This is a genomic window from Citrobacter sp. KTE30 (genome assembly GCF_000398825.1).
In the GTDB taxonomy this organism is placed as follows: Bacteria; Pseudomonadota; Gammaproteobacteria; order Enterobacterales; family Enterobacteriaceae; genus Citrobacter; species Citrobacter freundii.
The window spans coordinates 3,041,206-3,065,762 of the sequence record NZ_KB976055.1; the positions used below are offsets into that span (position 1 = coordinate 3,041,206).

24 protein-coding genes are annotated in these 24,557 nt (G+C 54.3%); 9 read left to right on the top strand and 15 right to left on the bottom strand.

Going from position 1 to position 24,557, the window contains the following annotated elements; genetic code table 11:
* The first annotated feature begins 279 nt into the window (after positions 1–279).
* From arnB to arnF, 7 genes are read left to right on the top strand one after another with little or no spacing between them, the layout of a single operon-like run.
* The gene (gene arnB, locus WC1_RS08530; RefSeq protein WP_016150690.1) at positions 280–1,419 is read left to right on the top strand and encodes a UDP-4-amino-4-deoxy-L-arabinose aminotransferase; all 1,140 of its coding nucleotides are present in this window, start codon (positions 280–282) and stop codon (positions 1,417–1,419) included.
* A gap of 2 nt (positions 1,420–1,421) precedes the next feature.
* Entirely contained in the window at positions 1,422–2,405 is a 984-nt protein-coding gene (gene arnC, locus WC1_RS08525) for an undecaprenyl-phosphate 4-deoxy-4-formamido-L-arabinose transferase (protein WP_016150691.1), read from the top strand.
* Complete coding sequence (arnA, locus tag WC1_RS08520) at positions 2,402–4,384, top strand: bifunctional UDP-4-amino-4-deoxy-L-arabinose formyltransferase/UDP-glucuronic acid oxidase ArnA (protein ID WP_016150692.1); 1,983 nt, start codon at positions 2,402–2,404, stop codon at positions 4,382–4,384. Before arnC ends, arnA begins: the two co-directional genes overlap by 4 nt.
* On the top strand, positions 4,381–5,283 hold the full coding sequence (gene arnD / locus WC1_RS08515) for a 4-deoxy-4-formamido-L-arabinose-phosphoundecaprenol deformylase (protein ID WP_016150693.1): 903 nt from the start codon (positions 4,381–4,383) through the stop codon (positions 5,281–5,283). Before arnA ends, arnD begins: the two co-directional genes overlap by 4 nt.
* Positions 5,280–6,938, top strand: coding sequence for a lipid IV(A) 4-amino-4-deoxy-L-arabinosyltransferase (gene arnT, locus WC1_RS08510; RefSeq protein WP_016150694.1), 1,659 nt, complete (start codon positions 5,280–5,282; stop codon positions 6,936–6,938). The genes arnD and arnT overlap by 4 nt, the downstream gene beginning before the upstream one ends.
* Positions 6,935–7,270 (top strand): 4-amino-4-deoxy-L-arabinose-phosphoundecaprenol flippase subunit ArnE, encoded by a 336-nt coding sequence (gene arnE / locus WC1_RS08505; RefSeq protein ID WP_003027661.1) that lies wholly within the window; start codon positions 6,935–6,937, stop codon positions 7,268–7,270. The genes arnT and arnE overlap by 4 nt, the downstream gene beginning before the upstream one ends.
* The gene (gene arnF, locus WC1_RS08500) at positions 7,270–7,656 is read left to right on the top strand and encodes a 4-amino-4-deoxy-L-arabinose-phosphoundecaprenol flippase subunit ArnF (RefSeq protein WP_003845102.1); all 387 of its coding nucleotides are present in this window, start codon (positions 7,270–7,272) and stop codon (positions 7,654–7,656) included. Before arnE ends, arnF begins: the two co-directional genes overlap by 1 nt.
* A gap of 2 nt (positions 7,657–7,658) precedes the next feature.
* Here arnF and pmrD read toward each other — a convergent pair whose 3' ends face one another.
* From pmrD to WC1_RS08455, 9 genes are all read right to left on the bottom strand, one after another.
* Positions 7,659–7,922 carry a signal transduction protein PmrD gene (gene pmrD / locus WC1_RS08495; protein WP_003839377.1) on the bottom strand — a complete coding sequence of 88 codons (264 nt, stop codon included), beginning with the start codon at positions 7,920–7,922 and terminating at the stop codon, positions 7,659–7,661.
* A 95-nt stretch (positions 7,923–8,017) separates the two neighbouring features.
* The gene (gene menE / locus WC1_RS08490) at positions 8,018–9,442 is read right to left on the bottom strand and encodes an o-succinylbenzoate--CoA ligase (RefSeq protein WP_016150695.1); all 1,425 of its coding nucleotides are present in this window, start codon (positions 9,440–9,442) and stop codon (positions 8,018–8,020) included.
* The gene (menC, locus tag WC1_RS08485) at positions 9,439–10,401 is read right to left on the bottom strand and encodes an o-succinylbenzoate synthase (protein ID WP_003027669.1); all 963 of its coding nucleotides are present in this window, start codon (positions 10,399–10,401) and stop codon (positions 9,439–9,441) included. The genes menE and menC overlap by 4 nt, the downstream gene beginning before the upstream one ends.
* On the bottom strand, positions 10,401–11,258 hold the full coding sequence (menB, locus tag WC1_RS08480; protein ID WP_003027671.1) for a 1,4-dihydroxy-2-naphthoyl-CoA synthase: 858 nt from the start codon (positions 11,256–11,258) through the stop codon (positions 10,401–10,403). Before menB ends, menC begins: the two co-directional genes overlap by 1 nt.
* Before the next feature lie 14 nt (positions 11,259–11,272).
* Entirely contained in the window at positions 11,273–12,031 is a 759-nt protein-coding gene (gene menH, locus WC1_RS08475) for a 2-succinyl-6-hydroxy-2,4-cyclohexadiene-1-carboxylate synthase (protein WP_016150696.1), read from the bottom strand.
* Positions 12,028–13,698: a 2-succinyl-5-enolpyruvyl-6-hydroxy-3-cyclohexene-1-carboxylic-acid synthase gene (gene menD / locus WC1_RS08470; protein WP_016150697.1), complete on the bottom strand. Its 1,671-nt coding sequence runs from the start codon at positions 13,696–13,698 to the stop codon at positions 12,028–12,030. Before menD ends, menH begins: the two co-directional genes overlap by 4 nt.
* An 84-nt stretch (positions 13,699–13,782) precedes the next feature.
* The gene (gene menF / locus WC1_RS08465) at positions 13,783–15,081 is read right to left on the bottom strand and encodes an isochorismate synthase MenF (protein WP_016150698.1); all 1,299 of its coding nucleotides are present in this window, start codon (positions 15,079–15,081) and stop codon (positions 13,783–13,785) included.
* Positions 15,082–15,185: 104 nt separating this feature from the next.
* Entirely contained in the window at positions 15,186–15,491 is a 306-nt protein-coding gene (gene elaB / locus WC1_RS08460; RefSeq protein WP_003027683.1) for a stress response protein ElaB, read from the bottom strand.
* Between the two features lie 63 nt (positions 15,492–15,554).
* Positions 15,555–16,016: a GNAT family N-acetyltransferase gene (locus WC1_RS08455; protein WP_003027684.1), complete on the bottom strand. Its 462-nt coding sequence runs from the start codon at positions 16,014–16,016 to the stop codon at positions 15,555–15,557.
* 67 nt (positions 16,017–16,083) lie between these two features.
* On the opposite strand from WC1_RS08455, the gene rbn reads away from it, so the two are divergent.
* On the top strand, positions 16,084–17,001 hold the full coding sequence (gene rbn, locus WC1_RS08450; RefSeq protein WP_016150699.1) for a ribonuclease BN: 918 nt from the start codon (positions 16,084–16,086) through the stop codon (positions 16,999–17,001).
* 64 nt (positions 17,002–17,065) lie between these two features.
* Positions 17,066–18,070, top strand: a complete 1,005-nt coding sequence (locus WC1_RS08445) for a chemotaxis protein (RefSeq protein ID WP_003839364.1) — start codon at positions 17,066–17,068, stop codon at positions 18,068–18,070.
* A gap of 60 nt (positions 18,071–18,130) precedes the next feature.
* Here the strand turns inward: WC1_RS08445 and nuoN are convergent, their stop codons facing one another.
* The 6 genes from nuoN to nuoI form a co-directional block, all read right to left on the bottom strand.
* Complete coding sequence (gene nuoN, locus WC1_RS08440; protein ID WP_003027689.1) at positions 18,131–19,588, bottom strand: NADH-quinone oxidoreductase subunit NuoN; 1,458 nt, start codon at positions 19,586–19,588, stop codon at positions 18,131–18,133.
* Between the two features lie 6 nt (positions 19,589–19,594).
* Positions 19,595–21,124, bottom strand: a complete 1,530-nt coding sequence (gene nuoM, locus WC1_RS08435; protein WP_003027692.1) for an NADH-quinone oxidoreductase subunit M — start codon at positions 21,122–21,124, stop codon at positions 19,595–19,597.
* A gap of 183 nt (positions 21,125–21,307) precedes the next feature.
* Positions 21,308–23,149 (bottom strand): NADH-quinone oxidoreductase subunit L, encoded by a 1,842-nt coding sequence (nuoL, locus tag WC1_RS08430; RefSeq protein ID WP_003027695.1) that lies wholly within the window; start codon positions 23,147–23,149, stop codon positions 21,308–21,310.
* On the bottom strand, positions 23,146–23,448 hold the full coding sequence (gene nuoK / locus WC1_RS08425) for an NADH-quinone oxidoreductase subunit NuoK (protein WP_000612644.1): 303 nt from the start codon (positions 23,446–23,448) through the stop codon (positions 23,146–23,148). Before nuoK ends, nuoL begins: the two co-directional genes overlap by 4 nt.
* Positions 23,445–23,999, bottom strand: a complete 555-nt coding sequence (gene nuoJ / locus WC1_RS08420) for an NADH-quinone oxidoreductase subunit J (RefSeq protein WP_003028059.1) — start codon at positions 23,997–23,999, stop codon at positions 23,445–23,447. The genes nuoK and nuoJ overlap by 4 nt, the downstream gene beginning before the upstream one ends.
* 11 nt (positions 24,000–24,010) lie before the next feature.
* A complete protein-coding gene (gene nuoI, locus WC1_RS08415) occupies positions 24,011–24,553 on the bottom strand; it encodes an NADH-quinone oxidoreductase subunit NuoI (RefSeq protein WP_003028062.1) in 543 nt (180 codons plus the stop codon).
* Positions 24,554–24,557 lie beyond the last annotated feature (4 nt).

Consider the following 24,557-nt stretch of genomic DNA (forward strand, 5'->3'; position numbering starts at 1 on the left):
CCGAGTTTAAACGTAATATAAACAATGATCACATTAGCGGTATTGCTCTCAGCATTCAGCAACAGAGAGCAATACCGCCAAAATGACTAAAAATCTTTTATATTCAAATAAATAAACCAATCACTACTGTATTTATTATTATATCCCAAACCTTAAACCCTTAAGGATAAATTAACCTTCGGCCATTAACCTTTGTAGCCTGATGAAATAATTAACGACGCCCCTGTTTAGTCCCAAAAATAAAACTTCGGTAGCGTTAAATGGCTTGAAGGAATAATGATGTCTGACTTTTTGCCTTTCTCTCGCCCGGCAATGGGTGCTGAAGAGCTTGCCGCTGTAAAAGCGGTGCTGGACTCTGGATGGATAACCACTGGCCCGAAGAACCAACAGTTGGAAGAAGCCTTCTGTCAGCTCACAGGAAATCAACACGCTGTCGCCGTCTGCTCTGCCACGGCAGGTATGCACATCACACTGATGGCGTTGGGCATAGGTGCAGGCGATGAGGTCATTACGCCGTCAATGACGTGGGTTTCCACCCTCAACATGATTGTCCTGCTGGGTGCGACGCCAGTCATGGTCGACGTCGACCGCGATACACTTATGGTCACACCTGAGCAAATTGAAGCCGCTATTACCCCACGAACTAAAGCCATTGTTCCAGTACATTACGCAGGCGCCCCCGTCGATCTTGACGCGATTTATGCCATTGGCGAGCGGTATGGTATTCCGGTCATAGAAGATGCAGCCCATGCCGTAGGAACGCAGTATAAAGGCCGCCATGTCGGCGCGCGCGGCACGGCAATCTTCTCATTTCACGCCATCAAAAATATCACCTGCGCAGAAGGTGGACTGATTGTTACCGACGACAGCCAGCTTGCCCAGCGGCTTCGCAGCCTGAAGTTTCACGGTCTGGGCGTTGATGCTTTTGATCGACAAACCTATGGCCGGGCACCGCAGGCCGAAGTGCTTGCGCCAGGATACAAATACAACCTGACGGATATCAATGCCGCTATTGCGTTGGTACAGCTGAATAAGCTGGAGCAACTGAATTCACGCCGGGCGCAAATTGCCCAGCAATATCAGCAGGCGCTGGCTGATACGCCATTTCAACCGCTGGACCTGCCCCGGTGGCCGCACGTTCATGCCTGGCACTTATTCATCATTCGTGTTGACGAAACCCGCTGCGGGCTGAGCAGAGATGCCCTGATGGAAGCGCTGAAGACTAAAGATATCGGCACCGGTCTGCATTTTCGTGCAGCCCATACGCAAAAATATTATCGCGAACGCTTCACTACCCTTTCGCTCCCAAATACTGAATGGAACAGCGCGCGCATCTGCTCGCTGCCGTTATTCCCAGACATGACCGAAGCGGATACCCAGCGGGTCATTACGGCACTTCGCGAGATTGCAGGACAATAACCATGTTTGAAGCAGCACCAATCAAAAAAGTCTCGGTGGTCATTCCCGTTTTTAATGAACAGGAAAGCCTGCCAGAGTTAATCAGACGCACCAGCGCCGCCTGCGAGAAATTGGGTAAAGACTATGAAATTCTGCTAATCGACGACGGCAGCAGTGACAATTCCGCTCAGTTGATGATGGACGCCTCTCAGGCACCAAACAGCCATATTGTTTCTATTTTGCTGAATCGCAATTACGGGCAACACTCGGCGATTATGGCCGGTTTCAGCCATGTCACCGGGGACTTGATCATCACACTGGATGCCGATTTGCAGAACCCGCCGGAGGAGATCCCACGGCTGGTTGCCACCGCAGATGAAGGCTTCGATGTGGTGGGAACGGTACGTCAGAATCGTCAGGACAGCGTATTTCGTAAGACCGCCTCACGCATGATCAACCATCTGATTCAGCGCACCACCGGAAAAGCGATGGGTGACTACGGTTGCATGCTACGCGCCTATCGCCGTCACATCGTCGATGCCATGCTGCATTGCCAGGAGCGCAGCACCTTTATCCCTATTCTGGCCAACATTTTTGCCCGTCGCGCTACGGAGATCCCGGTACATCATGCAGAGCGCGAATTTGGTGATTCCAAATACAGCTTCATGCGTCTGATCAACCTGATGTATGACCTGGTGACTTGCCTTACCACAACACCGCTTCGCATGCTGAGTCTGTTGGGCAGCGTGATCGCCGCCACGGGCTTTACCTTATCAGTCTTGCTTGTTGTTCTGCGCCTGACGCTCGGCCCACAGTGGGCCGCGGAAGGGGTATTCATGCTGTTTGCCGTCCTGTTTACCTTTATCGGCGCACAGTTTATTGGCATGGGTTTACTCGGCGAATATATCGGTCGCATCTATAACGATGTCCGCGCCCGCCCCCGCTATTTTGTTCAACACGTTATCCGCCCACAAACCACGCAGTCAACCGAGGAAAACCGCGCATGAAAGCCGTCGTATTTGCCTATCACGATATGGGATGTCAGGGTGTCCAGGCCTTGTTGGATGCAGGTTATGAAATCGCTGCCATTTTTACGCACACCGACAATCCGGGTGAAAAGGCGTTTTTTGGATCTGTTTCCCGCCTCGCGGCCAGCGCCGGTATTCCGGTTTACGCCCCGGACGAGGTTAATCATCCCCTGTGGATTGAGCGCATTAGCCAACTGGCACCTGATGTTATCTTCTCGTTCTACTATCGCCATTTACTGAGTGATGAGATCCTCAGCATTGCCCCTAAGGGTGCATTTAATCTGCACGGCTCGCTACTGCCCAAATACCGTGGCCGCGCACCGCTGAACTGGGTACTGGTCAATGGTGAAACCGAAACCGGCGTCACGCTTCACCGGATGGTCAAACGCGCGGATGCCGGTGCCATTGTTGCCCAGCAGCGGGTTGCTATTTCGCCCGATGATGTGGCGTTAACGCTGCACCATAAATTGTGCCAGGCAGCGCGTCAGTTACTCGAAGAGGCGCTGCCCGCGATTAAAACGGGAGATTATGCAGAACACCCCCAACAGGAAGCAGAGGCGACCTGTTTTGGTCGCCGTACGCCGGAAGATAGCTTCCTCAACTGGAACAAACCAGCCGCAGAGTTGCATAACCAGGTACGCGCCGTCAGCGATCCATGGCCGGGCGCATTTAGCTATGTTGGTACGCAAAAATTCACCGTCTGGTCGTCACGTGTTTGCAAAAATGACCGCGCAGCCCGGCCAGGAACCGTCATCTCCGTTTCTCCTTTGCTGATCGCATGCGCTGATGGCGCACTGGAGATTATTACCGGGCAAGCTGGCGATGGTATTGCCATGCAGGGGTCACAGCTGGCGCAGGTTCTGGGCCTGGTACCAGGTTCTCGCCTGAACAGCCAGTCAGTTACTACCGCTAAACGCCGTACTCGCGTGCTGATCCTTGGCGTCAATGGCTTCATTGGTAACCATCTGACCGAACGCCTGTTGCAAGAAGACAATTACGAAGTGTATGGACTCGACATTGGCAGCGACGCCATTAGTCGTTTTCTGCAGCATCCACGATTCCATTTCGTCGAAGGCGATATCAGCATTCACTCCGAATGGATTGAATATCATGTGAAAAAATGCGACGTCGTGCTGCCGCTGGTAGCGATCGCCACGCCAATCGAATATACCCGCAACCCGCTGCGCGTGTTTGAGCTCGATTTTGAAGAGAACCTGAAAATCATTCGCTACTGCGTGAAATACCGTAAGCGCATCATTTTCCCGTCAACCTCCGAAGTCTACGGCATGTGTACCGACAAAGTTTTTGATGAAGACAGCTCGAACCTGATCGTCGGTCCGGTCAATAAACCACGCTGGATCTACTCCGTTTCCAAGCAGTTGCTGGACCGCGTAATTTGGGCATACGGCGAAAAAGAGGGATTGCGCTTCACCCTGTTCCGTCCGTTTAACTGGATGGGACCGCGTCTGGACAGCCTTAACGCCGCGCGTATCGGCAGCTCACGCGCCATTACCCAACTGATCCTCAATCTGGTGGAAGGTTCACCGATTAAGCTGATTGAAGGCGGTAAGCAAAAACGCTGCTTTACTGATATTCGCGATGGTATCGAAGCCCTGTACCGCATCATTGAAAACGAAGGCGGACGCTGCGATGGCGAAATTATCAACATCGGTAACCCGGAGAATGAGGCCAGTATTCAGGAACTGGCAGAAATGCTGCTTACCTGTTTTGAAAAACATCCATTGCGTAACCACTTCCCACCGTTTGCCGGTTTCCGTGACGTCGAAAGCAGCAGCTACTATGGTAAAGGTTATCAGGACGTTGAGCATCGTAAGCCCAACATTCGTAATGCAAAACGCTGCCTGAACTGGGAGCCCACCATTGAGATGCAGGAAACGGTAGAAGAGACGCTGGACTTCTTCTTACGCAGTGTGGATATCACGGAACACACATCATGACCAAAGTAGGCTTGCGCATTGATGTCGATACTTTCCGGGGGACGCGCGAAGGTGTGCCCCGCCTGTTGGAGACATTGAACCGGCATAACGTTCGGGCAAGTTTTTTCTTTAGCGTTGGACCTGACAACATGGGGCGCCATCTCTGGCGTCTTGTGAAGCCACAATTTCTGTGGAAGATGCTGCGCTCAAACGCAGCATCGCTCTACGGATGGGATATATTGCTCGCGGGAACCGCATGGCCGGGAAAAGAGATTGGCCAGGCCAATGCGGCGATCATTGCGCAAACCGCCCTGATTCATGAAACCGGTTTGCATGCCTGGGATCACCATGCCTGGCAAGCGCGAAGCGGAAACTGGAATGATAAACAGCTGATTGATGATATTTCACGAGGCATTACCGCCCTTGAAGCCATCATCGGACAACCGGTTACCTGTTCTGCGGTTGCCGGATGGCGTGCCGACAACCGCGTCGTCGAGGCAAAAGAAACGTTCCATTTACGCTATAACAGCGACTGTCGGGGAACGTCTTTATTTCGTCCTGTACTGGCGTCCGGGAAAACAGGTACGCCGCAAATTCCCGTCACGTTACCAACATGGGATGAAGTGGTTGGTCAGGAGGTCCAGGCGGTGGACTTCAACGCTTATATTATCTCCCACATCCAGATGAGCAGAGGAACACCGGTGTACACCATTCATGCGGAAGTTGAAGGCATCGCCTTTCATCAGAATTTTGACGAGCTGCTTACTCGCGCCGCCGACATGGGGATGACATTTTGCCCGCTTGGCGAGCTGTTACCAGACGATATCAGCACGCTGCCAACAGGGCAGATCGTGCGGGGAAAAATACCGGGCAGAGAGGGATGGCTCGGCTGCCAACAACCGGTGAGTGCGACACAATGAAACCTGCTGCCCGCTACACTCTGGCCTGTATCGCGTTTATTGCGCTGTATTTTATTCTCCCTATCAACAGTCGCCTGCTCTGGCAGCCTGATGAAACGCGCTATGCCGAAATCAGTCGGGAAATGCTGACGTCCGGCGACTGGATCGTGCCGCACTTTTTAGGACTCCGTTACTTCGAAAAACCGATTGCCGGATATTGGTTAAACAGCATCGGACAATGGCTATTTGGTGCTAATAATTTTGGCGTCAGAGCGGGGGCTATTTTTGCCACCTTGCTGACGGCGCTACTGGTAGCCTGGCTTGCCATGCGGTTATGGCAGGATAAGCGTACCGCCGTACTCTCTTCTGCTATCTTTTTAACGTTCTTTTCAGTTTACAGCATCGGTACCTACGCGGTACTTGATCCCATAATTGCGCTTTGGCTGATGGCGGGCATGTGCTGTTTTTGGGAAGGCATGCAGGCCACCACCAGAACGCGCAAAATCATCGCTTTTTTGCTGTTAGGGTTAACCTGCGGTATGGGCGTGATGACCAAGGGCTTCCTGGCGCTTGCCGTTCCTGTGCTCAGCGTACTGCCGTGGGTTTTCGCGCAAAAGCGCTGGAAAGATCTCATGCTCTACGGTCTGCTGGCGGTTATCGGCTGCGTCGTGATTGTGCTGCCGTGGGGAATAGCGATTGCCCAGCGTGAGCCGGATTTCTGGCATTACTTCTTCTGGGTTGAACATATTCAACGCTTCGCACAGGATGATGCCCAACACAAGGCTCCCATCTGGTACTACATTCCGGTATTCGTGGCTGGCGCATTACCATGGCTCGGGCTGCTCCCCGGCGCGCTGCGTACGGGCTGGCGTGAGCGGGATGTTCCGCGCAGCGCGCTGTACCTGTTAAGCTGGATTGTCATGCCAATCCTGTTTTTCAGCATCGCCAAAGGAAAACTGCCAACCTATATTCTTTCTTGCTTCGCCCCGCTGGCGATATTAACGGCGCGTTTCGGCCTGCAGGCCGCGGAAAAAGGCTCCGCCGCACTGCGTGTGAATGGCTGGATCAACGTGCTGTTCGGCGTGACCGGCATTGTCGCCACATTTATTGTTTCCACATTGGGTCCGTTAAAGACGCCAGTCTGGTCGCATATCGAAACGTATAAGGTGTTTTGCGCGTGGGGCATTTTTATCACCTGGGCACTGTTCGGTTGGTATACGCTAAATAACCGCGAGAAGAACTGGAAATTCGCCGCGCTGTGCCCGCTGGGACTCGCGCTGTTGTTTGGTTTCTCAGTCCCTGACCGGGTGATGGAGTCTAAACAGCCGCAGTTTTTTGTCGAGATGACTAAAGAGTCGCTGGAGTCGAGCCGTTACATTCTCACCGACAACGTTGGCGTTGCCGCAGGGCTGGCCTGGAGCCTGAAGCGTGACGACATCATGATGTACGGCCAAACGGGAGAGTTAAAATATGGCCTCAACTACCCGGATGCTCAGGGGCGCTTTGTTAGTCGGGAAGACTTTGCCGACTGGTTAGCGCAACATCGTCAGCAAGGAAATATTACGCTCGTGCTCACGATTGATAAGGATGAAGATATTAATCATCTCGCTCTCCCTCCCGCTGATTACATTGATAATCAGGGGCGACTGGTCCTGATTCAGTATCGGCCAAAATGATCTGGATAGCCTTAGTTCTCGCCAGCCTGCTCAGCGTCTGCGGCCAGCTATGCCAGAAGCAGGCGACCCGACCGGTGTCCGTTCGTGCGCGAAAACGCCACGTCACGCAATGGATTGGGCTTGCTCTGGCAAGCCTCGGTCTGGCCATGCTGCTATGGCTGGCGGTACTGCAGAACATTCCTGTCGGTATCGCCTACCCCATGCTGAGTCTTAACTTTGTATGGGTGACGCTGGCCGCGTGGAAAATCTGGCGCGAACCCGTCACTACACGCCACTGGCTGGGGGTTGGGCTGATCATTACCGGCATCTTTATTCTTGGGAGCGCAGTGTAATGGGCATCTTTTGGGGATTATGTAGCGTTATTATCACCTCTGCAGCCCAGTTGAGCCTCGGCTTCGCAATGGATAATCTGCCGCCAATGATGCAGCTGCTGGAGTTCATCTCCGCCGTATTATCTCTCAGTATTGGAGCGTTTGCTTTATCTGCCGGGCTGGCAGGCTATTTGCTGTCGGTTATTTGCTGGCATAAAGCCCTGCACCAGCTCGCGCTGAGCAAAGCTTATGCCCTGCTCAGCCTGAGCTATGTGCTGGTTTGGGTTGCATCAATGATTCTGCCCGGCTGGCAGGGAACATTTTCAGTAAAGGCGCTGGTTGGGGTACTGTGCATCATGGCGGGTTTAATGACGATTTTTCTGCCTGCAGACAAGCACCGGCGCTGAGCTCATTTATCTGCCGACAGTCGTAACAGGCGCTCCCATTCGTCACATATGTACTGTCTGGCATCGATTATTTTAATCACGCGGGATACATCGCGATTAACACAATACTGCGCATCTTTCAGCGGTGAAAGAAGATCGCCAGGTTTAACCCGCTCGAAAGATTGCGCCTCAGCGAGCATCTTAAGCGAACCACCACTATCGCAAAGTACGATATAGAGCCTCTCTGCTTTCTTGTGACAGCAAGACTTCTTCACATGCCATTCCATAGCGCACCTTTTGTTAAAAAATTTCACAATAGGTTACACTTCAGCAGATAAACAAAAGGACAATAGCTGCGGAATGACAAAAATGAGAAATGTAATTAATGCTTTCTTAATGTTAATGATGAAGCACTTACCCAATCCGACAACGCACGACGCGAGATTTTAATCCCTCCGGCTTTAAGCTCGGGTGGCAATGTCAACCAACATACCGGTTGCTGAAAGCGTGCCAGCTTATCTTTTACCCACTCTGCCAGATTAGTTTCTCCAGCATTAGCGTCATACTGAACGACCGCCACCGGGCGATGGCCAAATTCTTTGTCTTCTATCGGCACAATAAAGGCCTGCAGAACATGTGGATGTGCGGCAATCACGCGTTCCACCTCTTCCGGCTGTATGCCTTCCCCGCCGCTAAAGAACAGATTGTCCATACGACCGACAATGGTTAACTTGCCGTCCTTCAACACGCCGCGATCGCGGGTTGCAAACCAGCCTTCCGCGTTCACTAAAGGCATAAGCTGTCCGTTACGCCAGTAACCTTGCGCCATGCTGGCGGCTCGTAGCCAAACTTCGTCATTAACGATCCTGACTTCCCGCCCCGGTAAAGCAGAGCCCACATCCGCCAGGCCATCTGCCTCTTTCGCACAAACCGTAGAAGCAAACTCCGTCAATCCGTAACCGCACCAGCAACGAATCCCCTGTTCACGCGCCTGTTCCGTCAACTCAACAGGAATTGCCGCACCGCCCAGCAGCACCGCTTTTAGCGTGACTGGCGTGTTATTAACAAGTAAGCGCCACAGTTGCGTGGGCACCAGTGAAGCGTGAGTGCATCCAGCCAGCATTTGATCCAGCGGCTGTTTGTCGCGCACGGTCATTCGCGCCCCGGCGAACAACCATCGCCACAAAATGCCCTGCCCGGAAACATGAAACAGCGGCAGTGAGAGCAGCCAGTCATCCTCAGCACCAAACGGCATTAATGACAGTACGCCCTGCGCGCTTGCCAGATGCGCCTGACAGGTATGCACCGCCGCCTTTGGTAATCCGGTAGAACCTGAGGTTAACGTCATCGTGCTCAAACGCTCGGGCAACCATGCAGCGGCGTGATAGCCTGGCAACGACTTCATCTGTAACGGACTGAGTTCCGGGAGTGCGATAGCAGCCTCCAGATCCAGCGCAAAACGTAGCGTTAAGTCCGGGACCAGCGCATCAAGCAGCGACTGAGGCAACTGTGGGTTCACAGGTAAAACCCGCGCCCCACACTGCAGCAGCGCGAGCCAGGCCAGCAAAGCGCGCGGATGATTCCAGGCGCGAAGCAGGACGCCATCGCCTTCTTCCACGCCCTGAGCGGCAAAACCGCTGGCCAGATGGTCGATGCGCGCGCAGAGCTCGCTCCAGCTTAATGCCTCATCGTTGAGGCGTAAGGCTGGCGCCTTCGCACGAACCTGTCGCCAGTGACGCCACGGCCAGTCACTGGGTTGTATCAGGCCCGATAAGCTCACGCTATCGGGCCTTTCCTGCTGGGTCATAGCAGACGTTCCAGCGCATCAACGTCGATACACGGCAACGCGCTACCGGGCCAGGTGCGTACCTGCTGGCACTGCATCAGGCTCAGGGTATCCAGACCCGGGATGGTTTGCGGCGTCAACCAGGCGGCAATTCGCGCCAGCTGGGTTAAGCCCAGACTCGACTCGATTGACGAACTGATAACGGCAGTAAGACCAAGCGCATGCGCCGCTGCCACCTGTTCACGGACTTTATCGAGACTGCCGGTCAGCGTAGGTTTGATAACCACAGCCTTGACGCCCTCTTCGGCTTCGAAGGTGAAATCCGCTTCACGCAGACTTTCATCCCAGGCGATGGCAATGCCGGTTTCACGCGCGAAGGCACGAGAATCATCACGGGTTTTGCACGGTTCTTCGAGGAAGGCAATGCGTCCGCGATACTCCGGATTAACGTATTTCGCGAACTGCTGAGCTTTCAACGGCGTCCAGGCCCGGTTGGCGTCAAGTCGCAAATGCAGCTCCGGGATCGCCTCAAGTAACAGATTGGCTACCATGCCGTCGCGAACCGCTTCATACAGACCGACCTTAATCTTCGCCACTTTTTCGCCCGGCATGTCCGCCAGTTGCAGTACCAGATCGTCAGGATCGCCCGTACACAGCGGTGCAGCACGATAGTCTGCGTCCTGTGGCAATACGCCAGCCAGTTCGGCCAGCGCACAGCTTACGCCAAAGGCGACTGAAGGCAGTTGCGGTAAGGAGGCATCCCCTTGCAGCCAGCCTTTCACCCAAGCCAGCAACTCGGTTTGCGCTTCTTCCCAGCTTTCCTGACTGAAGCCCGGCAGCGGGGAGATTTCTCCCCACCCTTCACGCTCACCGTCACGAAGACATACGTATAACCCGTCACGCGTTTTTAACCGCCTGTCGCGCAGAATCACCCCCGCGTCCATGGGGATCTGCCAGCGGTATACCTGCGCGCTACGCATTACGGATTCCGTTTGAATTTGCTGAAATCAGGCTGACGTTTCTGGTTAAAGGCGTTACGGCCTTCCTGACCTTCTTCCGTCATGTAGAACAGCATAGTGGCGTTACCTGCCAGCTCCTGCAGACCTGCCTGACCATCACAGTCGGCGTTCAGTGCAGCTTTCAGGCAGCGCAGCGCCATTGGGCTGTTTTGCAGCATTTCGCGACACCAGCGTACTGTCTCTTTTTCCAGATCCGCCAGCGGAACCACGGTGTTGACCAGCCCCATATCCAGCGCCTGTTTCGCATCGTACTGACGGCACAGGAACCAGATTTCACGCGCTTTTTTCTGACCGACGATGCGCGCCATATAGGAAGCGCCCCAACCGCCGTCGAAGGAACCGACTTTTGGACCGGTCTGACCGAAGATGGCGTTTTCAGCCGCAATGGTCAGGTCACACATCATGTGCAGCACATGACCGCCGCCAATGGAGAAACCTGCAACCATCGCTACTACCGGTTTCGGACAGGTACGAATCTGACGCTGGAAGTCCAGTACGTTCAGGTGATGCACACCGGAGTCATCCTGGTATCCGCCGTAGTCGCCACGTACCTTCTGATCGCCGCCTGCACAGAACGCTTTATCGCCCGCACCGGTCAGAATAATCACGCCGATGTTGTCATCATAGCGAGCATCCGCCAGCGCCTGGATCATCTCTTTCACGGTGACCGGACGGAAGGCATTGCGTACCTGCGGACGATTAATGGTGATTTTTGCGATACCGTCGGTGGATTTCTCGTAAAGAATGTCGGTATAGCCTTCAGAGCAATCGTGCCATTCTACCGGTGCGTAAAGCATTGTTTCATCAGGATAGATCATAAAATGTCCTATAGTCAGCGACGCAGAATCTGAGCCAGACAGTCCACTACACCCGCGGGGTTGTCCCGATGCGCGTTGTGTCCGGCATTACGAATCACATGGTTTGGTACTGATATTTCCGCCGCCAGAGCGCGGAATTTATCGTCACGTTCACCACATAAATAATAAAACGGAAATGTGCGCGTCGTGAGTTGCGCACGTAAATCAGGTTGTACGGCAAGCGAGGTGGCCTCCAGCATTGCCGCCAGCGTTTGCCCATTATTCTGGCTACGCAGAGCGACCAGCGCCTCTCTTTGTGCCGTGTTCAGCGAGGAAAAAACGGGCTGTAGATACCAGTCATTAAACACCTCACGTAGCGGCTCTGCGCGAAAACGCGCAGCCCAGCGGCCATCCGAGAGACGACGCTGAACGCGCGCCTCTTCGCCTTGCAAGCCTGGATGTCCACCTTCAACCACCAGACCACAAAGCCCAGGCATCTCCTGACAGGCCGCCATCATCGCGACTCTGCCACCAAGAGAGTATCCCACCAGCCAGTAGTTGTGTATGTTGTAACTAAGCAGAGTGTTACGCAGCAAAACGTTTACGTCATCGAATCCGCTCACGCTGATGTCAGCAGAGCCACCGTGTCCCGGCAGATCGATGTATAGCCGCGAATAATCCTGAAACGCTTCGCCGACCGTCTGCCATTCCCGACAATCGCCAGAGAAACCGTGCAGGAAAACCAGCCAGGGAAATCCCGTCTGGCCCTCTTTCGCCTGCGCATGCAGGATCATAGATGACTTACCTTCGCCAGCAGTTGCTGCAAGGTTTGCGCCCCGTCAGTTTCATTCACCACCAGCTCAATCACCGTGGCCGCAGGAGTACGCCAGGCGTTAGTCAACGCGCTCTCCAGCTGCTCCCAGTTTTCCGGGCGCTGGTATTTAAGGTTAAACATGGCGGCAGCATGCTCGAAATGTACGTTCTGCGGCATCAGATAGAACCGTTCGCGTTCGCTGGCTGGCGTCGGCAGCAGAGAAAAAATCTGTCCGCCGTTATTGTTGACCACTATCAGGACAAACGGTGCAGAAACCTGGCGCAATAACGCCAGCGCATTCAGGTCATACAATGCAGATAAATCGCCAACAATCGCCAGCGTCGATTTCGCGCTGGCACGCTGTACACCTGCAGCCGTTGACAGCAGGCCGTCAATACCGCTCGCGCCACGGTTGCTATAGACCGGGTAACCAGCCGGAAGCTGCGACAGCGCATCAATCAGGCGTACCACCAGACTGTTACCCACGAACAGCTGCCCCTGCTCCGGCAAGTATTCGCGAATACGGTGGGCTAATTGCGCTTCACCAAACGCCTCACGACGGGCTTCTACCGCCTGCCAGGCCAGTTGTGCCAGACGAGGGATTTCCACGTACCAGGGCTGACGTTTCTCCGCCGGATGCAGCTCCAGCCAGTCGCCAACTTTCGCCACCAGCCTGCGGCCACGATGGTGAGCCGGATCGAGGCGGCCTTCGATATTATCGACAATCCAGTATTCCTGCGGATCGCAGCTGGCCTGCCATTGCAGGAGTCGTTTTCCGGTCAGGCTGCTGCCAAGTTGCACCACAATCTGCGCCTGCTGTAACTCAGCTACCGCTTTCGCATTTCCCAGCCACAGGTCGGCGCACGGCAGCGGTTGTCCGGTTTGCGACAGAACATCACCAATCAGCGGCCAGCCTAACGTCTGCGCCCACTGCGCAACCTTCTTACCTTCTTCAGCGCTCATGCGGCCCGCAATGACTACGCCGCGTTTTTGTCGCCAGAAAAACCAGTCGCGCTGTTTGTCGCTTTCCAGCCGACGCGCTTCTCGCAGCCAGGGTTTATCGTCCTGCCACCAGTCGCCGAGGCGCTGTTGCCAGGCAATCCCCGTTTCGTCCATATCGCCATACAGCGGTTCCGCAAACGGGCAATTGATATGAACCGCCCCGCTATGCAGGGTTGCTAACGCATTATCAATAGTGGACACCAGCCAGCTTGCCGGAATGTCCTGAGTCGGACGCGGTAAAGAGAGCGTTTGCGATGGATGCGAGGCAAACATTCCGGCCTGACGAATCGCCTGGTTCGCACCACAGTCGATAAGCTCTGGCGGTCGGTCTGCCGTAAGTAAAATTAGTTTTTCACCGGTCAGGCCCGCTTCAATCAACGCGGGATATAAATTCGCCACCGCGGTACCGGACGTCACAATCACGGCGACAGGCTGACGGCTAACTTTTGCCAGACCTAAGGCCAGATGCCCAAGACCACGCTCGTCAAAATGGGTGTGATGGATGAATGCGGGGTTTTCCGCTGCCGCCAGCGTCAACGGTGTAGAACGAGAGCCAGGGGCAATGCAGACATGCCTGACGCCGTGGCGAGTGAGTGCTTCCAGAATGACCGCCGCCCAGCGTCGGTTAAATGCGCTTACTGACATGAGATTGTCCGGTATCAATATTGCGACACAGTATAAAGAATCGAATAAATGGATTTTTGATATGAGTCGGTAATGTGTGACTCATTAGGCTTCCATCTGTAATAAAGTACGTAAACCCGCCGCTTTGTTGTCTATTTCTTGCCATTCCTGCTCAGGATCTGAACCACGTACGATCCCTGCCCCGGCATACAGGCGCACCACGTTTGCGCTAATTTTCGCCGAACGTAGTGACACGCAAAACTCACTTTGGTGCCGTGAAAGATAACCCGCAGAACCGGCATACCACTCACGTTCAAAGGGTTCATTTTGTTGGATGAATTCACGCGCCAGCTCTCGCGGAATACCGGCGACAGCCGCCGTGGGCTGGAGTTGCATCAGGCAAAGCGTATCGTCGGCCTGATTCAGTTCCGTCCAGATGCAACGGCGCAGGTGCTGCACTTTACGCAGCCTGAGCACCTGTGGCGGCAGCACGTCGAGAGTTTGCGTACAGCCTTGCAGGCGCTGGCAAATATCTTCAACCACCAGCATATTCTCACGCTGGTTTTTATCATCTTTCATTAGCCATTCACCCAACTGCCAGGCCCGATGATCCTCTGGATGATTGGCCACTGTTCCGGCCAGCGCCTCGGTGCGCAGCGCCGTGTCTCGCCGCCGATACAGACGCTCAGGGGAAGAGCCAAGGAAAGCGGAGTCGGCAGAGAATGCCATAAAGAAATGGTAGCAGTTCAGGTTTAAGCGACGGCTGGAAGCCATCACGGCCGCGGCATTAACCGACTGAGAAAACTGTAAGTCGGTCGCCCGTGCCAGCACAACCTTATCGAGGTCTTCTCCTGCGATTGTTTGCGTGGCGAGTTTTATCAGATTTGTCCAGCCAGCTTTATCCGGCCAGTTCTGTTCTCCCGTCAAATTCAAGCGCAATGCAGGAAGCGGTTTTACAGGAGCAAGCGATGAGATAAAGGCAATCGCATGTGCAGCGTCTTCACGTAGCGACACGTCGCTATAGAGATGTAAGCGTAAGCTCGCCACTCCGGCGCAACGTCGCCACTCCAGCCGCGGCAGCAGCAAATTGCCACGCTGTGGCTCAAAGGCATTCAGGCCCCAGATGCGCAGGTCGGGATGATTATCATGCTGGTGTAAAAATTGCTGGGCCGATTCCAGCGAGGAAAATGCGGCGACGGCCCCTAATACGGCGGCCTCTTCGTCGCCGTTACGCTGCTGCCAGTAAAACTGGGGCCAGACGGGTTGACTGGCCAGCCATCCTAAAGCGTCAAACGCATCATTCAGTGGGAAAGGTATATCGTAAATACGAATTCCAGGTGCTGCTGGCATCTCTTGCGATAAATGACGCATCAGACTTTCCAGCGCAGTAGTGATTGAATGCACGCGGACCTCTCCCTGTTAAAAACCTCACATTATACGGGGTACTGAGCAGAAAAAGCAGTACCCCCAGTTAGGGAGTACGTACAAATGCGATGACAGAACGGAATTTATCGCCGTGCTAACAATAATCCCATCACTAAACCGACTGTGGCGCCAACGCCGATCCCGCGCCAGGGTTTTTCGTGCACATAATCATCCGCCCGACAAACAGCTTTTTTCGCTCGGTAATAGTAGCTATCAGAAGCATGGCTGACGCGATTTCTCACCTCTTCTAACGCCCGCTCTGCCCGCGCTTTTAACTCAAGGTATTTTTGATCTGCTGGGTCGCCAGAAGAACGCAGCACCTCTTCCAGCGTTTCACTCAATAATTCCAGATCATCATCGATACGTGATTCATAAGAATGAAAAGACATTTTATTCTCCCTTTCAATTGACGTACCCGCTAACTATAGACAACCTGGACTGTTTGTGCCTGTTTACGCCTGATGTGCTTCCCGCGCCATTCCGACGTGTGGAATACCGTCTTCGTCATAGATATCCGTTACCGGAACAAAGCCAAAGCGCGCATAGAACGATTGCAGATGCGCCTGCGCGCCCAGATATAACGCCTTGTGTGGCCAGTGTTGCGCGCAGGATGCCAGCGTCTGGGCCATCAGCTGTTGCCCCAGTTTTTCACCACGCAGCGCTTCGCTTACAATCACCCGACCAATCACCACCGGCTCCAGCTCGTCATCGCTTTTCAGAATCCTCGCATACGCCACCAGCTCATCGTTATGCCAGCCCAGAATATGGCGATTCTCTCCAACCAGGTCATCGCCATCCACATCCTGGTACGGACACTGTTGCTCAACTACAAACACCGCGCATCGCAACTGAAGTAGTGCGTACAGTTGTTGGGTACTCAGCTTTGCATGGTGGAGATCTTGCCAGTGAATCATTGTCTGCCCCTATGTTGTGATAACCTGAACACCCTGCCTTATTGATGGCGAAAAGTGTAACGCGAAGATGGAATTACTATTTTTAGGCACGTCAGCGGGAGTCCCCACTCGCTCACGCAATGTAACGGCAATTTTACTGAATCTGCAACACCCGACTCAGGCGGGGCTGTGGCTTTTTGATTGCGGTGAAGGGACACAGCATCAGATGCTGACCACCCCTTTCAATCCAGGAAAACTCGATCGTATTTTTATCAGCCATCTGCACGGCGATCACCTGTTTGGTTTACCGGGACTACTGTGCAGTCGCTCAATGGCCGGCAATGTCCAGCCTCTGACGCTTTACGGGCCAAAAGGGTTGCGAGAGTTTACCGAAACCGCATTACGTCTGAGCGGCTCCTGGACCGATTATCCGATGGAAATTGTGGAAATCACCGCAGGTGAGATTGTCGATGACGGCCTGCGTAAAGTCACGGCGTACCCGCTGGCGCATCCGCTGGAGTGCTACGGTTTTCGCATTCAAGAGCATGACAAACCCGGTGCGCTTGACGCTAGCGCCCTGAAGGCGGCAGGTGTTAAAGCGGGCCCGTGGTTTCAGGATTTTAAAGCCGGGAAAACTATCGTGCTGGAGGATGGACGTACGATCCACGGCGCCGACTTCCTCGCCCCGGCCACCAGGGGAAAATCAGTCGCTATTTTCGGTGACACAGGACCCTGCGCGTCCGCCATTGAACTGGCTCGAGGTGTAGATGTCATGGTACACGAAACCACGCTGGATGCCTCAATGGAGGAGAAAGCGAACAGTCGCGGGCACAGCTCAACCCGACAAGCCGCACAGCTGGCGCTGGATGCCGGAGTGGGACGCCTGATCATGACCCACGTTAGCTCACGCTATGATGAAAAAGGCTGTCAGCGTTTGCTTGAAGAGTGCAAAGCGATTTTTCCAGACACGGAACTGGCACACGATTTCGCCATTTTCAGCGTTTAACGCTTTATTTTTCCGCCTCAGTGCCGATAACAGTGGAAAGGCTGGCTTTCACACTGAGGACAGGATGAACAATTTCCAGAAAGATATTGATGACAGGACAAACCTAACCCTGTCTAACCGTTTTGAACTACTGCTATTTCGCCTCGGCAAATCTGTTGAGGAGCAGAAATCAGAGCTATTTGGCATCAACGTATTCAAGCTGCGTGAAATCGTGCCGATGCCGACCTTTACGCGTCCGGCTGGTATGAAAGCCCCGCTGCTGGGTATGGTTAATATTCGCGATCAGGTGATCCCGGTGATTGACCTGCCCGCCGTCGCGGGCTGTAAACCAGAGACCGGACTCAACATCCTGTTGATCACAGAATATGCCCGCAGCGTCCAGGCGTTTGCGGTGGAGTCAGTGGAAAACATTATGCGCCTGGACTGGCAACAGGTGCATACCGCCGAGAAAGCCGTCAATGGTCGCTATATCACCAGTATCGCTTGCCTGGACGACAACAAAGAGACCAACAACCTGGCGCTGGTGCTCGACGTTGAGCAGATCTTGTACGACATCGTACCGGCGAACCACGACCTGCGCGCAACCGATCTGAAAACCAATAAATTCAACATCACGCCGGGTGCGGTGGCGATTGTGGCAGATGATTCAAAAGTGGCCCGTGCAATGCTGGAAAAAGGGCTTAACGCCATGGAAATCCCGCATCTGATGCATGTAACGGGCCAGGATGCGTGGGAAAAAATACAGCAGCTTTCCGCAGAAGCACTGGCGGAGGGCAAGCCTATTAGCGAGAAGATCGCCCTGGTACTCACCGATCTCGAAATGCCGGAGATGGACGGTTTTACGCTTACCCGCAAAATAAAAACCGACGAACGCCTGAAGAAAATCCCGGTCGTTATCCACTCTTCGCTTTCCGGTAGTGCGAACGAAGATCACGTTCGCCGAGTAAAAGCGGATGGCTACGTGGCCAAATTCGAAGTCAATGAGCTTTCTTCAGTGATCCAGGAAGTGATGGATCGCACAGCAAAAGGCATCAGCGGTCCGCTGGTAAGCCGTCAGCTATTGAACTGACCCGTATTTCACGCATAAAAAAACCCGCCGAGGCGGGTTTTTTCGTTACTGCATGTAGCCTTACATCAGCGGAGTCGCTAACTGCACAATGCTGATCAGCGGTTGCGGGTAAATACCCAGCACCAGTACCAGCAGTGCAGAAATCAGCACTACGATACCGCCCGCGCTGTACTGCCAGTTAGACGGCGCATCGCGGTTCAGCTGTTGCGGTGCGCTCAGGTACAGGCTCACGGCAACACGCAGGTAGTAGTACAAACCAATCGCCGAACCGACCACCACAGCGGCAACCAGCCACCACAGGTTAGCCTGCACACCGACTGCCAGTACGTAGAACTTACCGATAAAGCCCAGCGTCATCGGGATACCGGCCAGAGACAGCATCATTACCGTCATCACTGCCGCGAGGATCGGACGATGCCAGAACAGACCACGGTAGGAGAACAGGGAGTCCGCATCCGGGCCACGGTACGGGCTGGACATCAGGCTGACCACACCGAACGCGCCGAGGCTGCTGAACAGGTAACCGGCCAGGTAAACGCCAACCGCTTCCATCGACATCTCACCGCTCTGCAGAGCAATCAGCGCCACCAGCAGGTAGCCGAGATGAGAGATAGAAGAGTAACCGAGCAGACGTTTAATATTGGTCTGGCTCAGCGCCATCAGGTTACCGAAGATGATGGAAGCAAAGGCAATCACGCCCAGTACGATACGTACCGCTTCGCTATCCCCTACCGGTGCGTACAGGAACAGACGCATCACCACGCCGAAGATAGCGATTTTGCTCGCCGTCGCCAGGAAGGTGGAAACCGGAGCCGGAGCGCCCTGGTAAACGTCTGGCGTCCACAGGTGGAACGGAACCAGCGAAAGTTTAAAGCCGAGGCCAACAATCATCAGACCGAAGCCCGCCAGCAGCAGCGGTTCGTGCAGCATGCCGTCGCCGAGGCTCTTACCGAGCGCAACAAACGACAGATTGCCAGACTGCGCGTACACCAGCGCCATACCGAACAGCAGGAAGGAAGACGCTGCGGCAGACAGAATGGTGTATTTGATACTGGCTTCCAGCGAACGTTTCTGACGGAACGCATAGCCAACCAGACCAAACAGCGGCAGAGAGATCAGCTCAATACCAAGGAACAGCGCCGCCAGATGGTTAGCGTTAGCCAGCAGAATACCGCCGAGTGCGGCAATCAGCACCAACAGGTAGAACTCTTCCCGGTTGTCGTCGTAGCCTTCCAGCCACGGGTAAGCAAAGGTACAGGTGGCAAGACTGGCCAGCAGCACCAGTCCGGTGTAGAGCATGGCGAAACCGTCAACCCGCATCAGCGGGGTAACGTCCATGGCGCCCGCCTGGCCAACAAACCAGAGCGAAACCAGCGCGGCGTTAAGCCCAATGACCGATAACGTGGCATTGAGGAAGTGATTGCGTCGCCACGCAATGGAGAGCATCACAACCACCACCGTCAAGCCGACGATCAGCAGCGGTAGCAGCGCAATCAGGTGTTGTGGAGTTATTGTCATGGCGATTTACGGCCTTGTAGTAGTAACGGAATTAACAAACCACTGCTGGATGTTGCTCATCGCAGAATGCGAGGTATCCAGAATCGGCTGCGGATAGAAGCCAAGCAGTACCAGAAGCACGACCAGCAACAGGATGATAAACAGCTCACGCAGCGACATCCCTGGCAGTTCAACACTGGCAATCTGGCTCTTCGCTTTACCGAAGTAAGCGCGATGCAACATCGCCAGCGAGTAAACAGAGGCAAACACCAGACCAAAGGTCGAGATCACGGTAATGACCGGAACCACCTGGTAGCTGCCGAACAGAATCATAAATTCGCCAACGAAGTTACCTGTACCCGGCATACCCAGCGTACACACGGCGAAGAACATTGACAGCGCAGGCAACCATTTCATTTTGCCCCACAGGCCGCCCATCATACGCATATCACGCGTGTGCAGACGTTCGTACAGCTGACCACACAGAATGAACAGACCGGCTGCGGACAGACCGTGCGCGATCATCTGAATAACCGCACCCTGGTAAGCCAGCTGGCTGCCGGTGTAGATAGCAATCAGTACGAAGCCCATGTGCGATACGGAGGTGTAAGCAATCAGGCGTTTGATATCGTACTGATTAAAGGCCATCCACGCGCCGTAGAAGATACCGATAACACCCAGCCACATTGCGATAGGTGCAAACTCCGCCGACGCGTTCGGGAACAGCGGCAGGGAGAAGCGCAGCAGACCGTAAGCCGCGGTTTTCAGCAAAATCCCCGCCAGATCAACGGAACCTGCGGTCGGCGCCTGGGAGTGTGCATCCGGCAACCAGCCGTGCAGCGGAACCACCGGCATTTTCACCGCGAAGGCGATGAAGAAGCCCAGCATCAGCAGATATTCCACACCGTGGGACATCGGGGTATTCAGCAGCTCTTCATAGTTGAAGGTCCACACACCGGTCGCTTTATAGTGCACAAACACCAGCGCCAGGATGGCAATCAACATCACCAGACCACTCGCCTGGGTATAAATGAAGAACTTGGTCGCCGCCGTGATACGCGTTTTACCGTCAGAGGCTTTATGCCCCCACAACGCGATCAGGAAGTACATCGGCACCAGCATCATTTCCCAGAAGAAGAAGAACAGGAACATGTCGATGGCAAGGAACACGCCGATCACGCCGCCTAAGATCCACATCAGGTTCAGATGGAAGAAGCCCTGGTATTTTTCGATTTCATTCCAGGAGCAAAGTACCGCCAGAACACCGAGCAGACCGGTCAGCACTACCATCAGCAGCGACAGACCGTCGATAGCCAGATGAATAGAGATGCCAAAACGTGGGATCCACGGCAGGACAAACTCAGACTGCCACTGCGGAATGCCAGCGGATTGCGTCAGTGAATAGCCGCCCTGCAACCACAGTTGCAGGCCAAGCGCCAGCGTCAATCCCATGGTAATCAGCGCGATCCAGCGCGGCACCTTCACGCCAAAGCGTTCGGTCTGCCAGCACAGGAAGCCACCGATAAAGGGAATTAATATTAGCCAGGGTAGTAACATGGCGATCTTTATTCCTTGTTAAAGTCCCATCAGGACCTGATTTTCAACGAATTCTCAAACAGAAAATTCACTTCGGATTGCGGCTTTTTTTGCCCGGTGGCGCGAACGCTTACCGGGCCTACAGATTCCCGTAGGTCGGATAAGCGCGAGCGCCATCCGACATCAACCCCACAATCCTCAAACTCAACGCAGTACCATCAACAGTGCCAGCACAACGACGGCGCCGATGCTCATTGATGCCACATACCAGCGCAGATAACCGTTCTCGCTCAACAGCAGGCCTTTACCTGCAAAGCGGGAAAGGATCGCCGGAATGTTCATCATTGAGTTGAGCGGATCGCGTTTCAGCAACCAGGCAACACCCAGGAACGGCTTGACGAACACTTTGTCGTACAGCCAGTCGAAGCCCCAGGCGTTATACCACCAGGTACCCAGCAGGCGGCCCGGCGCACTGTTGGCAATCGATGTCACAAGCTGGCGTTTACCCAGCCACAGCCATGCTGCGATCAGGATGCCCGCAATCGCTACGATACCGGAGGTAATTTCCAGCGTCATAACGCGACCATGCTCAAGCTCGGTCGTCGCAGGCAGTACACCCTGCAGCGGTGGCACAATCAGCGCGCCAACGAAGGTGGACAGGATCATCAGCACAATCAGCGGCAGATGATGGGTAATCCCCTTCCCTGCATGAGCGTGAATTTGTTCTTTACCGTGGAACACGATGAAAATCATACGGAAGGTGTACAGAGAGGTCATGAACGCACCGACCAGACCTGCAACCATCAGATTAATATGACCATTCGCCATTGCACCGGCCAGAATCTCATCCTTACTGAAGAAGCCAGCGGTAATCAGCGGCAGAGCCGACAGCGCCGCGCCACCGATCAGGAAGCAGAGATACACCAGCGGAATTGACTTACGCAGTCCGCCCATCTTGAAGATGTTCTGTTCGTGGTGGCAAGCCAGGATAACCGAGCCGGATGCCAGGAACAGCAGCGCTTTAAAGAAGGCGTGCGTCATCAGGTGGAAAATCGCCGCATCCCACGCCTGTACACCGAGAGCCAGGAACATATAACCAATCTGGCTCATGGTGGAGTACGCAAGAACGCGTTTGATGTCGGTCTGTACCAGCGCAGCAAAACCCGCCAGCACCAGAGTGATGGCACCGATAATCCCCACCAGGTGCAGGATTTCTGGGGTCATCAGGAACAGGCCGTGCGTACGTGCAATCAGGTAGACACCGGCGGTAACCATCGTCGCAGCGTGGATAAGCGCAGAGACAGGCGTCGGGCCGGCCATCGCATCAGCAAGCCATGTTTGCAACGGCAACTGCGCAGATTTACCGACCGCACCGCCCAGCAGCATCAGGGTTGCCCACATCAGCATGTTGTTACCATCTGCAAAGTGCGCAGGCGCCAGTTCCACCATTTCGCGGAAGTTCAGCGTGCCCAGCTCGTTGTAGAGGATGAACAGCGCGAACGCCAGGAATACGTCACCAACACGGGTTACCACAAAGGCTTTCATTGCCGCAGCGCCATTCTTCGGATCGGTATAGTAGAAACCAATCAGCAGATAGGAGCACAGGCCCACGCCTTCCCAGCCGAGGTACATCAGCAGCAGGTTATCCGCCAGCACCAGAACCACCATGCTGGCGATAAACAGGTTGGTGTAGGCGAAGAAACGAGAATAGCCCTCTTCTCCGCGCATATACCAGGAGGCGAACATGTGGATCAGGAAACCAACGCCGGTCACCACGGAGAGCATGGTCAGCGACAGGCCATCCAGCACCAGGTTAAAACCGATGTTGAAGTCGCCGACTGACATCCAGGTCCACAGCGGCTGGCTGTAAGCCTGCTGGCCATTGGCAAAGAAATCAACGCCAACAAACGCAGTCACCAGCGCGGCCAGACCAATCGACCCGACACCCACGGTAGCGGACAGATTTTCTGACCAACGACCACGGGAAAACGCCAGTAATACAAAGCCAATAAATGGCAGAATAATGGTTAAGGCAAGCATGTTCATCCACGCATCTCACTTACTGAATCGATGTTCAGGTTCTGGCGACGGCGATGAAGTTGCAGCAACAGCGCAAGTCCAATGCTCGCTTCCGCAGCCGCAAGGCTGATGGCGAGAATGTACATCACCTGACCATCGGTCTGGCCCCAGTAGCTTCCGGCGACCACAAAGGCCAGCGCGGAGGCGTTAATCATGATTTCCAGCCCGATCAGCATAAACAGCAGATTGCGACGGATAACCAGACCGGTCAAACCCAGGACGAATAAAATCGCAGCGAGGATCAGTCCATGTTGTAAGGGGATCATGCGTGCTCCTCCGTTTTTCTTTTCGCGCGGTCATCAGTGCGATTGCTCAGCACTTCACCTGAACGCTCTTCGCGCCCCACGTGGAAGGCCACAACCAGGCCCGCCAGCAGCAGCATCGAAGCCAGTTCGACCGCCAGTACATACGGTCCGAACAGGGAAATACCGACTGCTTTCGCGCTAATTGGCGTCCCGTCGATGCCCTGATCGTTTACGCCCAGAATGGCGTAAACAATGACCACCAGCATGATGGCCGACAGAATCGCCGGACCAATCCACACCTGAGGTTTCAGCCACTGGCGTTCCTGTTCAATTTCAGAACCACCGAGGTTGAGCATCATTACCACGAATACGAACAGCACCATGATAGCGCCCGCGTAGACGATAATTTCCAGCGCACCGGCGAAGTAAGCGCCTAACGAGAAGAACACCCCGGAAATCGCCAGCAGCGAAATAATCAGATACAGCAGCGCGTGTACCGGATTGGTGTGGGTGATCACCCGCAAGGTTGCGAGAATGGCTATCAGGCCACAGATATAAAAAGCGAACTCCATTGCCCCTCTCCTTACGGTAACAGGCTCTTGACGTCGATAGGCTTGGCTTCGTTCTCTGCTTCGCCCTTATCTTTGCCGTCGATTGCCATACCTGCCATCCGGTAGAAGTTATATTCCGGGTATTTGCCCGGACCGGAGATCAGCAGATCCTCTTTCTCGTAAACCAGGTCCTGGCGCTTGTACTCACCCAGCTCGAAATCTGGAGTCAGCTGAATAGCCGTTGTCGGACAGGCTTCTTCGCACAGGCCGCAGAAAATGCAGCGTGAGAAGTTAATGCGGAAAAACTCCGGATACCAGCGGCCATCTTTGGTCTCTGCTTTTTGCAAAGAGATACAACCTACCGGACACGCTACCGCACACAGGTTACAGGCAACGCAGCGCTCTTCACCGTCTGGATCACGAGTCAGAACGATACGACCACGAAAACGGGGCGGTAGATAGACCGGCTCTTCCGGGTACATCTGCGTTTCGCGTTTCGCGAACGCATGCAGGCCGATCATCCAGATACTGCGTACCTGGGTGCCGAAACCTACGAACAATTCTTTTAAGGTCATGGTC